The sequence below is a fragment of the Enhygromyxa salina genome (assembly GCF_002994635.1).
Lineage (GTDB): Bacteria > Myxococcota_A > Polyangia > Nannocystales > Nannocystaceae > Plesiocystis > Plesiocystis salina_B.
Genome location: NZ_PVNL01000135.1, coordinates 281,170 through 295,365, shown reverse-complemented (window position 1 = coordinate 295,365; position 14,196 = coordinate 281,170). Strand labels below are relative to the sequence as shown.

Annotated in this window: 10 protein-coding genes; 4 read left to right on the top strand and 6 right to left on the bottom strand. The window is 66.6% G+C overall.

Annotated features, from left to right (window positions below):
* Window positions 1-227: 227 nt before the first annotated feature.
* Both ENSA7_RS35440 and ENSA7_RS44555 read right to left on the bottom strand, forming a co-directional pair.
* Window positions 228-1,376: a hypothetical protein gene (locus tag ENSA7_RS35440; protein WP_146158513.1), complete on the bottom strand. Its 1,149-nt coding sequence runs from the start codon at window positions 1,374-1,376 to the stop codon at window positions 228-230.
* A gap of 259 nt (window positions 1,377-1,635) precedes the next feature.
* A complete protein-coding gene (locus ENSA7_RS44555) occupies window positions 1,636-1,782 on the bottom strand; it encodes a hypothetical protein (RefSeq protein ID WP_181234424.1) in 147 nt (48 codons plus the stop codon).
* A 203-nt stretch (window positions 1,783-1,985) separates the two neighbouring features.
* Here ENSA7_RS44555 and ENSA7_RS35435 point away from each other — a divergent pair, with 203 nt between their 5' ends.
* Entirely contained in the window at window positions 1,986-3,275 is a 1,290-nt protein-coding gene (locus tag ENSA7_RS35435; RefSeq protein ID WP_106093838.1) for an Ig-like domain-containing domain, read from the top strand.
* A gap of 38 nt (window positions 3,276-3,313) precedes the next feature.
* On the opposite strand, the gene ENSA7_RS35430 is transcribed toward ENSA7_RS35435, so the two are convergent.
* The 3 genes from ENSA7_RS35430 to ENSA7_RS35420 form a co-directional block, all read right to left on the bottom strand.
* Complete coding sequence (locus tag ENSA7_RS35430) at window positions 3,314-3,805, bottom strand: hypothetical protein (RefSeq protein WP_146158512.1); 492 nt, start codon at window positions 3,803-3,805, stop codon at window positions 3,314-3,316.
* 560 nt (window positions 3,806-4,365) lie between these two features.
* Window positions 4,366-5,247 (bottom strand): hypothetical protein, encoded by an 882-nt coding sequence (locus tag ENSA7_RS35425; protein ID WP_106093836.1) that lies wholly within the window; start codon window positions 5,245-5,247, stop codon window positions 4,366-4,368.
* A 96-nt stretch (window positions 5,248-5,343) separates the two neighbouring features.
* A complete protein-coding gene (locus ENSA7_RS35420; protein WP_106093835.1) occupies window positions 5,344-6,603 on the bottom strand; it encodes a DUF4215 domain-containing protein in 1,260 nt (419 codons plus the stop codon).
* 124 nt (window positions 6,604-6,727) lie between these two features.
* On the opposite strand from ENSA7_RS35420, the gene ENSA7_RS35415 reads away from it, so the two are divergent.
* From ENSA7_RS35415 to ENSA7_RS35405, 3 genes are all read left to right on the top strand, one after another.
* Window positions 6,728-8,236 (top strand): amidohydrolase, encoded by a 1,509-nt coding sequence (locus tag ENSA7_RS35415; protein WP_181234423.1) that lies wholly within the window; start codon window positions 6,728-6,730, stop codon window positions 8,234-8,236.
* Entirely contained in the window at window positions 8,233-9,546 is a 1,314-nt protein-coding gene (locus tag ENSA7_RS35410; protein WP_106093834.1) for an amidohydrolase family protein, read from the top strand. The genes ENSA7_RS35415 and ENSA7_RS35410 overlap by 4 nt, the downstream gene beginning before the upstream one ends.
* A gap of 142 nt (window positions 9,547-9,688) precedes the next feature.
* Complete coding sequence (locus tag ENSA7_RS35405) at window positions 9,689-12,007, top strand: type VI secretion system Vgr family protein (RefSeq protein ID WP_146158511.1); 2,319 nt, start codon at window positions 9,689-9,691, stop codon at window positions 12,005-12,007.
* On the opposite strand, the gene ENSA7_RS35400 is transcribed toward ENSA7_RS35405, so the two are convergent.
* Entirely contained in the window at window positions 12,004-13,944 is a 1,941-nt protein-coding gene (locus ENSA7_RS35400; protein ID WP_106093832.1) for a S8 family serine peptidase, read from the bottom strand. The two genes, ENSA7_RS35405 and ENSA7_RS35400, sit on opposite strands and share 4 nt — an antisense overlap.
* Window positions 13,945-14,196: the final 252 nt, after the last annotated feature.

Below are 14,196 nucleotides of genomic sequence, written 5' to 3'. Positions count from 1 at the left end.
GAATGTGGCGTAGTAATGATAGAGTTTTTCGTTGAAAGGGCGTTCTGCCTTCCCTGCCTTGATCGTGAGCATGTTTCAGCGCCGGGCAGTCGTCGAGGGACGAGGCAACAAACGAGGCGATGCCACGTGCAAACGGCTCGAAGACAGTGGACCTGAAGAAATTGTCAACTCGACCGCTCCTGTAGCGCACAACAACCTTCTTTCTCACCCAGTCTCACGCGCTCATCTTAGTTGTGTGTGAGGTATGTCTCCATGTTGCCCTTTTGAATTTCTAGCAATACATAGTTCAGCCTGGCGCGCGCCTCCTCAAAGACGCACTCGTGAGGATCTGTGTCATGTGCGAAGTCAAGGAGGCTTCGGAAGCTCCACTTTCGCAGCATGAACTCCTCTGGGTTGTCGGTCATTTCGCCGATGAGATCTCCATGCGTGCCGTTGTCGACAACCTCCGAGGAGGGGACGAGGCGATCGCCGCGAGGCAAGAGCGTGCGCGCGCGCTTCTTGTTGGTCTGATGGGTGTCCTCGAGCCAGTAGTTGGCTTGTTTTGCCATGGGGAAACAAATCCCTGGAAGGGCGTAGGAATTTGAATCCAGGAATCCGTTGATCGTCGAATTTCTCGATGTCAAAAATTCATAGATAAACGTTGTGTTGTAGAAGTCGAGGCCAAGCATGTCGAGAATTTTGTGCCTGCGGGACGCCGTGCAGCCGGTGTCGATGTATAGCCAGGTGTCGGCGTCGTCAATGCCGACTTGTCTGAGATACCTCTTTAGAATTGACTTCTTGTATTTTTTCTCTTTTCCATATGCTCTGTCGACCACCTCGCGCGAGATCCATAGTAGTTTGCAGTGATCCTCTGTTGTCTCTGGGTAGCGCTCAGGGTATTTTTTCAGCAGGATCTTCGCCACTTCATAGGGTGGGATGCCATCGCGGGCGAGGAAGCATAGCTTCCTTTTTTCTAGCGATGCCTTCTTCAGGAGGTAGTCGGCCCACAGCAAAAGGACGGGGGCATAGTACCTCTTGCTTCGGCAGTAGTAGCGAAAGGTGCGGTCCAGGGTTCTCTTTTTGCAGTCCGCGGTCAGATACCATTGGTGCCTTTGTGAGCACGCCTCGAGCGAGTCCTCGATGGCTTGCTTCAGGGCGGCCTCTTCCTCGGGATCCATGTTGTAGCGCTCTGGTGGCGCAGGCGGCCGCTTAACTGGTGACAGCTTGCCTGCCACCACTCGCGGCACGAAGAGTAGAATGTCAAATATCACCGCTGCAACATAACACGCGGTCATCATCATGCGTGCAATTGCTTTGACTGGCTCATTGGCTCGCACATTGACGCGTGCTTTCTTTATTCTCTGCAAATTGCTGTCGCTGTTTTTCAAGGGGAGCATCGCGGGGGACCACCGCTTGGTATAGGGGGTGTAGTAATGGGAGACCTTGCGTGTCGCAAGAAAATAGGTCTGAAGGCAGGATCGAGAAAACATCGCATATCCCTTGCGTCATCTGTGGCATTATACTTCCACTCCTGATCGCTTGCAAACGCCTCAGGGCTTGCCGCCTTTGCATCGGCGGGCGTCATCCTCGACACCGCGGTGCTGGCGGCGACCGGTGTGCAGGCCAGGTGAAGCCTGTGGGTGTGGCTGCTGCCATTCACTCGAAGGCTTCGCTGCGCCATTCGTCGATCGTCTCCGTGGCCGACCTGACACACGACGTGCAACCGTCGTCGAGTCGCTCGGTCTTCGGCCCCGCATGGAGCGGCCCGAACTCGAGGGTGAACACCTCGTCGAGCCCACGCACGAGCGCGAGTGAAGCTGTCGTCCAACAGCCGAAGAGCGCCATCGAGATCGCGCTCGAGGTTCAATTCGTAGCCACGCTCGCCGTGCTCGAAGCGACCGGTGGCTCGTAGCGCACCTCGGCTCTAGAAGGTCATCCGATCACGCCGAGGGCTGAAGTCGAGAGCTCTGCTTCCCCCCACCCTCGAACATCAGTAGTATCGCGGAATGTCTCGCTTCACTTGGTCGGTCCGCGCGTCCTCGCCCCTCCTTCTGCTCGCCCTCGGTTCGGGTTGTCACGACGACGGGACCGCCGACGAGGGGAGCGAGACGAGCACCGAGACGACCGACGACCCGTCGACCGTCACCGAGACCGACGGGGATGGAGATGGCGATGGGGATGGAGATGGCGATGGGGACGGAGATGGAGATGGGGATGGAGATGGAGATGGGGACGGAGATGGAGACGGGGATGGAGATGGAGACGGGGAAGGCGACGGGGATGGGGACGGCGATGGAGATGGAGATGGAGACGGAGATGGAGACGGAGACGGAGACGGAGACGGAGACGGGGACGGGGACGGCGATGAGGCGCCCTTCGTGGTCGCGGTCACCCCCGCGCCGGGCGAGGTCGTCAACCCGGCTGTCGGCGTCGAAGTGATCTTCAGCGAGCCCATGGATCCGCAGACCGTCACGACCAACACGGCGGACGACAGCTGCTCCGGCACAATCCAGGTCTCGCGCGATGCGTTCGCAACCTGCGTTCAGATGCAGGCTCAGCCGAGCACCGGGGACGATTTGAGCTTCACGGTGTACCCCGCCGACGGCCTCCAACACAGCACCGAGTACGGCATTCGGGTCCTCGCCGACGTGACCGACGCCGGCGGCGCGCCGATGCTCGCGCCCTTCGACAGCGACACCTTCGCGGTCATCTACGCCCACACGATCGTGATCGACGGCATCAACGACTTCGCCGTCGGCGAGACCTTCATGAGCTCGACCCTGGGCCACACTGGCTACATCGCCTGGGACGCGACCTACCTGTACCTGGGCATGGACAGCCCCGACCTCGCCGGCAACGATTCAAACACCTGGTTCGTCGCCTATGTCAGCGGCGAGACCAGCACCACGACCGGCGTGGTCTACAACACGCAGCAGCCGACGCTCTCGTTCGACGCCGCCTGGCACCTGCGCTGGAAGGCCAGCGACGACTACGGCGGCGCGCTCGGGTTCGACGGCGACGCCTGGGTCGACGCTGGCTTCGGCCCGATCGCCGGCAGCGAGGACGTCGCCAGCGCGGGCGGCTTCGTCGAGATGCGCGTCGCCTGGGCGAGCCTCGGGTTTACCGACAGCTTCGGGGTCCACCTCGGGATGCTGCGCGAGCAGGCGCTCAACGAGGCGAGCTGGGCTGCCGTGCCGGCGCTGTCCTACGTGGATAGCTACGATCCGGACTACTCGCTGTACTACCAGTTCCCGACGGATCGCTGGGAGCTGCCGAGCAGCTACGATCCATCCTGAGCGAGGCCTCACGACCTACTCGAACAGGATGCTCGCGGTCACCGGCGCGAGGTTGAGCAGGCGAATCGGGTCGACGGGCTGGGTCGTGCCTCGTGGTGGACCTGGTGCGGCGTCCTACCGCCGAGCTCCGGTCGCGCGGTCGTGTTCCAGGCGTCCATCAGGACCGGGAACAACCGCTCCACGGACGCCTGTTTGGGTGGCCTGGCGAGTCCTTCGAGGACCGTGTTGATCACGGCCATCGGGCTCTCGGCGGTCGAGATCATGTGGCGCAGCTCCGAGGCCCTCATCGAGGAGCCGATCGCCGCCAGCACCGAGGCGAGTGGGTCATCCTCGACCGGGTCGGTCATTTCAGACACGCGCTGGGCCGGCTGATCCCGCGGGTCGGTCACCGACTCCTGCGAGACCCCGAACACCTCTTCGACCGGTACGGGCTCCATCGGCCCGCCCGCCCAGTCCGTCTCTTGCCAGTTGTGGATCAAGAACTCATCCGCGTGGCAGCTCGGGCAGAACGCATGGATGGACTCGCTCACTTCCTTGACGACCCACAGCAGGCCCGGGCAAGCGTGTCCATCTGGACGCCGACGACAAGGGATGACGGTCTGGCGAGTGTGTCCCACAGGCAGCGGGCCGCCCGCCTCGATGCACTGCGCGACCCGAAGGACCCGCGACCGCAAGCGGGGCTCGAGCGGCAGCGCGCCCGTCTCGGTCAGCCAATGCCAGGGGTCCACGATTGTGATCTGCGGCGGCACGGTGGTGATTCGTCGCCCGAGCTCCCGCACCCGTCAACCCCCCGGCAGCGGGCGATGTCGCAGGCTCGGCGAAGCGATTGGACGGCAGGTCTTCGATTGGCGTCTACGTCGCCCCATGGGGGGGCGGCGGAAGCAACCTCGAGCGGGTCGCGCTGGCCTTCGGCGACGTCGACTGCCGGACGGTGGCTACGGCCAGGTCGCGGGCTTCGAGGTCTGGGTTGGCCGGGCGGAGCGGATCCACTGCCCGCCGACCGACGGAGAGGTGGCCGCATACGAGTTGTTCGTGGCGCGCGAAGAGCAGCAGCCGGCAAAGCGCATCGAGGCTACCGGCTCGATCCTGATCATGGCACTACGCAGATTCCGACGTCTTCGTAATTCGGCGGTGGGTCTACGTCGAAGAAGGGCACACAGCTGGTCCCGGGCACCGCCGCGCACGATGCGTCGCCCGAGCTGAGGGCACAAAATGGCGAGCAGCAGGCCGAGCCCGCGCAATCTGGGAGCGACTCCCCAGACACACACATCAGGCCGAGCGCACAGTCGTTGATGAAGCCGCAAGGTTGACCGGCCGGAATGTCTCGTGTGGTGAAGATACAGTTGAAGTCGTCGTTGGCCCAGTAGCACGCCAGGCCCTGGTCGCAGTCCTGGACCAGCGGATCACACGTGAAGATACACAGCGTGATCGTGCTATCGCCCGAGATCAGGCACGCGCTCCCCGGCGGGCACTTGGGGTCGTCGGGCGTGCCCGTGCAGAATGCAGCGCAGGTCCCGACCGGCTCGCCGTCCACCAGTTGGACGTCCCAGCAATAGCTGATGGCGTCGCAGTTGTCGGTGGCTTCCATGATATCACTGAGTGTGCATGACTCACCCGGCGCTTGATCGCCCAGAATCGGCACGCACTTGTGATCGTCCCAGCTGCCGCCCGTGCTGCTATAGGGCACACACTTCTCGCCGTCGGGACAGTCTTGCATGAACATGTCGCACGACGCCGGGCTCGTCGCGCCGTCGTAGTCGGGCACGAATCCGAACGTCTCGGTGCCGTCGTCCGTGGACGAGGTCTCGGTCGTGCTCGTCGGCTCCGGGTCCGTGCTGCTCGACTCGGCGGTGACTTCGGCGGAGCTCGTGTCCGTCTCGTCCGTGCTCGTCTGCGCGGTGATCCCCGCCGGCCCGCAGGCGATCCCGGTCAGCAGCGACAGCAAGATGAAGCTAGCGTGGGTCTTACTCATGGCAATACGCGCGTTTGGATGGATTCGTAGCCCGGCACGCAGCTGGTCCCGGGCACTGCCGCACACTGGGCGCTGTGCTGGCGTGCCGCTCGTGGATTAGTTCTTCTCGCACACGCTGATGCGCGTGTAGTTGCCCGTGTAGGCGTTGTTCCAGTAGGTGCAGTTGGCGGCGCCCTGACAGCCGAGGCACGGACCCGTGTAGTAGTTGCTATTTCCGTTCATGAAGTGCCAGGCATTGTCGCCTCCGCCGCAGTTGTTCTGGCCTTCGCAGCAGCTGGCTCCGTTGCCGCACGCGGTCGCGTAGGCGTACTCGTCGCGGTACTTGGCGATCACCTCCTCGCAGTAGCCCTGGTTGAGCCACTGATCGTAGGTGACCTCGTTCCAGCCCATGCAGCTGTCGCACCAGTCGGCTCCGTCGTCGCCGGCCCGGCACGAGAACCGGATGCAGCGGCCGCCGTCGGTCAGGCAGCCGAACTCGCCCCAGCAGTCCATGCCGCACTCGGCGATACACATGGCGTCGCAGCCGTCGTCGCTGACGTTGTTGCCGTCGTCGCAGCTCTCGAAGCCCTCCTGCACGAAGCCGTCGCCGCAGTAGGCGTCCTGGCAGCTGCCCGGGCAAACATCGGAGTCGTCGAAATTGCCGTCGTCGCAGCCCTCGACCCCCTCTTGCAGGTGACCGTCGCCACAGATCGCGTTGGTGCAGGTCACGGAGATGCAGCTGTCATTGTCGAGCATGTTGCCGTCGTCGCACTCCTCGACGCCGGCCTTGGTGAAGCCGTCGCCGCAGAACGCCAGCTGACAGGCCGGGCAGTCGTCGGTCGTGTCGCGGTTGCCGTCGTCGCACTGCTCGCCGTCTTGGACGACCCCGTCGCCGCAGCTGCCGGGCAGGCACATTGAATTGCAGCCGTCGGCGTCGTTGTCGTTGCCGTCGTCGCACTCTTCGACGCCAGCTTGGACGAACCCGTCGCCGCAGGTTGCGACCGCGCAGCCCTGCACGCACGCGTCGGTGTTGTCGGTGTTGCCGTCATCGCAGGCCTCGAGGCCCTCGTAGACGAAGCCGTCACCACACGCGGCGATCGTGCAGTTGGGCGTGCAGTTGGCTGACTCGGCGTTGCCGGCCCCGAGGTCGCACTCCTCGCCGGGATCGACGACGCCATCGCCACAGCTGCCTCCGGTGTCGGTGCCGGTGTCGCTGGTCGCCGTGGTGTCGCCGTCGCCGTCGCCGTCGCCGTCGCCGGTCGTGTCACCGGGGAAGGTCGCGAAGGTGTTGAATCCTTCGCCCCCGTCGCTCGAGGGACACGCGGTTGCGAGCAGCGGAAAGCACACAGCGAAGACCAGCGAGCGAACACGTCCCATTGGCGCATTTTATCATCAGCGGCCACGCGCAAACCAAGGATCTGTAGCGGCGCGCGGGTGCCCTGCGACAGTGCCGCCGGTCGTGTGTTGCGGTCGACCGGTCTACCAGCGTAGCTTCGCCGCCATGCGATCGAAGAAGGCCCTGTGGCCGCTGCTGCCCGCGCTCACGCTGGCGCTCACGCTCGGCTGCGACAAGCCGAGGAGCACCACCACGGCGCCCACCGACCCCAGCGAGGGCGCCGACGAGCAAGCTGCTAGCGATATCGAGCAGCCCGACGAGCCAGGCGAGGCCGTGCTGCTGCGCGCGGGCAAGGTCATGAGCGGGACCGGAACCAGCTACTCGCCCGGCGCCGTGCTGTTCGTCGGCGCCGATCTGGTCGCGGTCGGCTCCCCCGACGACGTCACCGCCCCCAAGGGCGCGACCGTGATGGAGCTCGGCCCCGACGCCGTGGTCACCCCGGGGATCATCGACACCCACTCGCACATGGGCGTGTACCCATCCCCGAACCTGTCGGGCCTGAGCGACGGCAACGAGATGAGCGCCCCGATCACCGCCCACGTCCGGGCCGAAGACGGGTTCTGGCCGCAGGATCCTCAGCTCGCCCACGCGCTGGCGGGCGGCATCACCACCGCCCAGATCCTGCCCGGATCCGCCAACCTGATCGGCGGCCGCAGCTTCACGATCAAGCTGCGCCCCGGCGCGCGCTCGGCCGAAGACATGCGCTTCGAGGGCGCACCCGCCGGGCTCAAGATGGCCTGCGGCGAGAACCCCAAGCGGGTCTACGGGCAAAAGGGCGGCCCGGTCACGCGCATGGGCAACGTCGCCGGCTACCGCAAGGCGTTCGAGGAGGCGGTCGAGTACCAGCGCAAGTGGGACACCTACCGGCGCAAGCTCGCGCTGTGGGAGGTCGGGGAGACCAACTCGCGCCGCGCCCCAAAAACCCAGGACGGCGAGCCCGAGGTCAAGCGCGACGAGAAGCAGCGCCCCGAACCACCCGCGCGCGACTTCGGGCTCGAGACCCTCGTCGGTGTGCTCGACGGCGACATCCTCGTTCACATGCACTGCTACCGCGCCGACGAGATGTCGCTGATGCTCGAGTTCGCGGCCGGCTACGGGTTCGAGATCCGCAGCTTTCACCACGCGGTCGAGGCCTACAAGATCGCCGACCGGCTCGCCGCAGCCGACACCGCGGTCTCGATCTGGGCCGACTGGTGGGGCTTCAAGGTCGAGGCCTACGACGGGGTGCGCGAGAACGCGGCGATGGTGACCCAGGCGGGGGCCCGGGCGATCATCCACTCGGACTCGGCGACCGGGATCCAGCGACTCAACCAGGAGGCCGGCAAGGCCCTGTTTGCCGGGCGCAAGGCCGGCGTGGAGATCAGCGACGAGGAGGCGCTGCGGTGGCTGACGATCAACCCGGCGTGGGCGCTGGGCGTCGACGATCGGACCGGCTCGCTCGAGCCGGGCAAGGCCGCCGATCTCGTGGTCTGGAACGGCGACCCGTTCAGCGTCTACAGCCAGGCCCAGCTGGTGTTCATCGACGGCGAGCAGGTCTATGAGCGCGGGCCCAACAGCCGCCCGCGATCCGACTTCGACCTGGGCCTGCGCGACGAGCTGCGAGGTGCGCCATGAACCGCGCGATCAACCTGAGCCTCGCGCTCTCACTACTGGTCGTGCCCGCGCTGACCCCGGCCGCGCTCGCGGCCGCCCCACCTGCCGACCCCGCCCGCGCCGAGCAGCCGGAGGTGTCCAACAAGCTGATCCTGTCCAACGCCAGGATCGAGGTCGGCGACGGCACCGTGATCGAGGGTGGATCGATCCTGATCGAGGACGGCAAGATCGTCCGGGTCGAGGCCACCGCGATCACCAACGTCGCCAAGTCGGTGACCGTGGATCTGCAGGGCAAGCTGGTCACCCCCGGGCTGATCGCCGCGGACACCTCGATCGGCCTGATCGAGATCGGCGCCGAGGACAGCACCCACGACGACGCGCGCACCGACTCCAGCCCGATCAAGGCCGGCTACGATCCGGCCCCGGCGGTCAACGCCGACTCCAGCCTGATCTCGATCCAGGCGATCGAGGGCGTGACCACGGCCGCCGTCGCGCCCCAGGGTGGGCTGCTCTCGGGCCAGGTCGCGTGGATCGATCTGCTCCCCGGGGATCACGCCAACATCGTCGCGGCCGCGGGCGTGTCGGTGGCCGCCAACTTCGGTCGGGCCTACGCGGGCTCGCGCGCGGCCTCGCTCGCGCAGCTGCGCCAGGCGTTCGAGGACGCCAAGTGGTACCGCGACAACCAGCGTAATTATGAGCGCAACCAGTCCCGCGAGCTGGTCGCCCATCCGCTGGATCTGCGCGCGCTGTGGCCCGTGCTCGACCGCGAGATCCCGCTGGTCGTGCGCGCGCATCGGGCCAGCGATCTGCTCGCGCTGATCGAGCTCGGCGAGTCGCTGTCGATCTCGATCACGATCCTGGGCGCCGCCGAGGGCTGGAAGGTCGCCAGCGAGCTCGCCGCGGCCAAGGTCACCGTGGTGATCCAGCCAACCGACAACCTGCCCGGCAGCTTCGACACCCTGGGCGCGCGGCTCGACAACGCGAAGCTGCTCGACGATGCGGGCGTGATTGTCGCGATCGCGCACTTTGACAGCCACAACGCCCGCAACGTCACCCAAGAAGCGGGGATCGCCGTCGCCAACGGGCTCTCGCACGCCGCCGCGCTCCGGGCGATCACGCTCAACGTCGCCAAGGCCTACGGCATGGACGGCGAGTACGGCACGATCGCGGTCGGGAAGGTCGCCAGCCTGGTAGTCTGGGACGGGGCCGATCCGTTCGAGCTCTCGACCTCGGCCGAGCGGGTGTGGGTGCGCGGGCACGAGCTCGACATGAAGTCCCGGCAGACGCAGCTGCGCGATCGCTACATGGATCTCGAGCCATTTCAGCGCTGAGTGAGCGCCGTCCGCCAGACCGGGGCGGCCCTGTTCCCGGTTGGACACCGACTCGACCCGCGCTCGCACGCGCGGGCGGACTGTCGGACGTCGTGCTTGATCGACGGTCGTGAGCAGGTGATGCTTGGCGCACGCGCCGGTCATGCCCCCCGACTCACCATCGCCCTCCGGGGACAAGCCAGCGCGGGGCCAGCTGCCAACGCTGGGCTACGAGCTCGAGAGCGGCACCGGTACGCTGCCCGCCGACGTTCGGGTCCACCGGTTTCGCATGACCGAGGCGGTGTCCGAGCCCTATACGATCGTCGCCGACATCGTGACCGCCGACGTCGACTACGCGTTCGAGGGCCTGCTCGGTCACGACGCGCAGATCAACCTGGTCCGCGAAGAGTTCATCCGCTCGGTCTACGGGATCATCACCGCGATCGACTGGCTCGGGCTCTCGGGCGATCACCTGATGTTGCGCCTGACCATTCGTCCGGCGTTCGCGTTGCTCGATCAGCAGATCCACACCCGGATGTTTCAGGATCTGAGCGTGCTCGACATCGTCGAGCAGGTGCTCGGCGCCGAGCTCGGCGTCTACGACCGTACTTATGATCCGGGCTCGGTCCAGCGCGGGTCGACGCCGCGGGAGTACTGCGCCCAGTATCACGAGTCCAACCTCGCGTTCGTCGTGCGCCTGCTCGAAGAAGAGGGCATCTCCTATATCTTCGTCCACGACGACGAGCTCGACGCCGAGCAGCTGCGCCTGATCGACGATGGCACCCAGCTGCTTTCGGCCGCCAACATCGACACCAGCGACGTGTTTCCGATGATCGTCCACAACCCGGGCGAGGCCGACATCGAGTCGGTCCAGGCGATCGAGTGGCGCCGCCGGGTGACCAGCACGGGGGTGCTGCGGCGCGACTTCGACTGGCGCACGCCTACCCAGCTGCTCGACAGCGAGACCGACGCGCCCGACGAGCTGCAGCGCACCCGCCGGGTGTACCTGCACGGTGGCCGCCGCTACTTCAACGACGATCTCGCCGATCGTGCGGCCGACCACCAAGCCGCGCTCACGCGACCGGGGCGGCGTGGGTTCGGCCGCGGCAACGCGATTGGGTTTCGCGCCGGGCTCAAGTTCATGCCCGACGGCCACGTGCTCGAGCAGCTCGACGAGGAGCTGCTGCTGATCCGCGTCGAGCACGAGGGCCACGATCCCTCGGCGTTGCCCTCGCTCGAGGCCCAGAGCGGCGCGCACGGTGGCTACAGCAACATGTTCGAGTGTGTGCCCGCGAGCGTCGTGCTGCGCCCGGCCGCGCTCACGCCCAAGCCCCACGTGCGCGGCCCCCAGACCGCGATCGTGACCGGCCCCAGCGGCGAAGAGATCCATGTGGACGAGTCGGGCCGCGTGTGCGTGCAGTTCTACTGGGACGAAGACCCGCCCTACGACGACACCTCGTCGTGCTGGATCCGCGTGGCCCAGCGCTGGGCCGGACCGGCCTGGGGCGCGCAGTTCATCCCCCGCGTGGGCATGGAGGTCGTCGTCGAGTTCCTCGAGGGCAACCCCGACCGCCCGCTGATCACCGGCTGCGTCTACAACGGCGACAACGCCTCGCCCTACTCGCTGCCCGACAACAAGACCCAGAGCGGGATCAAGACCAGCTCGTCACCGGGCGGCGACGGCAGCAACGAGCTGCGCTTCGAGGACGCCGCGGGCAGCGAGCAGATCTACATCCACGCCCAAAAGGACTGGCAGATCGCCGTCGAGAACGACAAGAGCCAGACCGTTGGCCACGACGAGACCCACGAGGTCGGCAATGATCGCAGCAAGCACGTCAAGCACGACGAGACGATCAACGTCGACAATGACGAGACCATCACGATCGGCCACGACCACAAAGAGACGATCGGCAACGACATGAGCGTGACGGTTGGCAACAACCAGACCGTGGTCGTGGGCAAGGATCACACCGAGACGATCGGCAGCAACCGGACCGAGACCATCGCGACCAACGCCAGCGAGACCGTCGGCTCCAACAAGACGATGACGGTTGGCGCGGTCATGCAGGTCAGCGTGGGTGGGGCGCTCAACGCCAGCGTCGGCGGGGCCGCGGGCATAGAAGTCGGCGGCGCGATCGCCATGGCGGTCGGCGGCGCGGCCAGCGAGACCGTCGGCGGGAGCAAGCAGATCGATGTCGGCAAGGAGCTGGTCATCAAGGTCGCCGAGGCCGGTCAGGTCACCACGGGCAAGGCCCTGGGGATCACCAGCGAGGACGCGATGACGATCAGCGCGACCAAGGACCTCTCGATCGGCGGCAAGGCCAAGGCGCTGCTCGAGGCCGCCGATGAGCTCACGATCAAGTGCGGGAGCGCGACGATCGTGCTCAAGAAGAGCGGCGACATTGCGATCTCGGGCGCGAAGATCGACATCAAGGGCTCGGGGCCCGTCAACGTCAAGGGCTCGAAGGTCAACAACAACTAGGGTCGTCGCCGTGGGCGGACAAACGCCAGCAGCAGCGGCAGCAGGGCGAAGGCACCGGGAGCGCGCGAGGGTTTGACCGTGCAGGCGCAGCCGGGCGTCTCGCCGTTGGCTTGGCCGGCGTCGGTCTCGTCCGTTGCGCCTGTGTCCGCTCCGGTCTCGCCGCCTGGATCGCCGTCGCCGTCACCGCCTGGATCACCGTCGCCATCACCATCGCCGTCCCCGGGGGGCGCGGCGCAGTCTGGATCCTGCGCGTCGATCAGCGTGTCGCAGTCGTCGTCGACCTCGTTGTCACACAGCTCCGCAGCGTCGGGGTGGGTGCCCGGGGCAGCGTCGTCACAGTCACCTGCGCAGATCAGGAACCCGTCCTGGTCGGCGTCGATCTCATCGGGGCCGAGCAGGTCATCGCAGTCGTCGTCGATCCCGTTGCACTGCTCCGACGCGCCCGGATGAATCGCTGGATTCGCGTCCACACAGTCGTCGCCGCCACACGCCACGTCGAAGAAGGTGTCCGCGTCGGCGTCCGTGCAGGTGCAGTAGAGCTGCGCGGCCGCGACCGCGTCGATGATCCCGTAGCCGTTGTCGCTGTCGGGCGCGTCGGCCCCCAGCGCGGTCGAGCGCAGCAGCTGGGCCATGTCGGCCGGCGTCAGCCACGGGTAGGCCTCGAGCAGCAGCGCGCCCACGCCAGCGGCGAGCGGCGTCGACAGGCTCGTGCCGCTCACCTGCGTATACGTGTCGAGGGTCCCGGGGTCGACCGTCGACACGTCGTGGCCAGGCGCGAGCACGTCCGGCTTGATCCGGCCGTCCGCCGTTGGGCCCCGCGAAGAGAACCCCGCGAGCTGTCCGCCGAGGTCGACCGCGCCCAGCGTGATCGCCCCGGCGGCGTCGGCCGGGGCGCCGAGGGTCGTCGGCGCGGGTCCAGTGTTGCCCATGGGCGCGAACACGATCAGCCCGTTGGCGACCGCCGCCTCGACCGCGACCGTCGTGACCGCCGACGCGCCGTCGAGTTCGTCGGCCGTGTACCAGTCAATGTAGTTGAGCGACGCCGTGAAGATGTCCGCGCCCATGCCCTCGATCCACTCGAGGCCCTCGACGTAGATGTCCTCTTCAAACGGCTGCTCGATGTCGACGTGCTCGGTCTTGGCCAGGATCACCGACACCCCAGGCGCGGCCCCGCGGAAGCTGCCGGGATCCATTCCGGTGATCGTTGCGAGCACGACCGTGCCGTGGACGTGCTGCTCGGGGTGATCGCTGCCCTCGATCCCGACGTTGTCGTCGTCGTTGACGAAGTCGTGGGCCGCGAGCACCTGCGTGGTCGCGTAGGCCTGGTGATCCAGGACAAAGCCGAGGTCTTGCACGCCGACGACCACCCCGGCTCCCGTCAGCCCGCAGTCGTGCAGGGCGGGGACGCCGAGCAAATTCAGCTGCTCCCACGCGAGCCCGTAGTCGTCGGGGTTGGCGGCCAGCGGAGGCGCGTCGAGCTCGAGCACGAGCTCATGACCCGCGCTGCGGCCGACCGGATACAGCCCACGCACGAACGGCAGCGCCGCGATCTCAGCCTGGGTCTGGGGATCGGCGTCGATCGAGACGGCGTTGAGCCAGCGCGATTGGACCCGGGTGTCGGCGCCGATCTGCTCCACGGCCGCGACGTAGGGCGCGGCCGGGAGCAGATCCCACGCGTCCACCAGCTGATCGCCGCGGACCTTGGCCCGGCGCGCGAGCGTGCGCGGCCCCAGCTCGGCGGCGCGCAGCTTCAGCTCGATCTCCAGCTGCGTGTCGCTGCGGCCGTGATCCGCGAAGAACACCCACACCCGCGTCGGCTGCTGCGCGTCCGCGAGCTCGGGGGTCAACAACAGCGGCAGTCCGAGCGCGAGCGCCAGGCTCCTGGCCCGCGTGCGGGCGGTCGTGTCGATGGGTTCGGCCGCGGGAAGCCAGCGCATCGTGCAGCCTAGCACCGGGGAGACTCTCGACACGACCCAGAGCACGCTTGCGTCTCGTTTCCCAAGCTACGTACGCTCTACCTCGACTTTGCATCGTCGAGTCAGGCCGACATCGAGCCGACGCGCTGGACACCCGAGACGCTCGATCGGCCCGATCGACATGCCAAAACTCGGCCTGCAGATTTAGATCGCGTTTGTAGAACGCGTGGGAGTAGTGTGCCGACCTCCTCCGACGCTACACGGCGGAGCCAG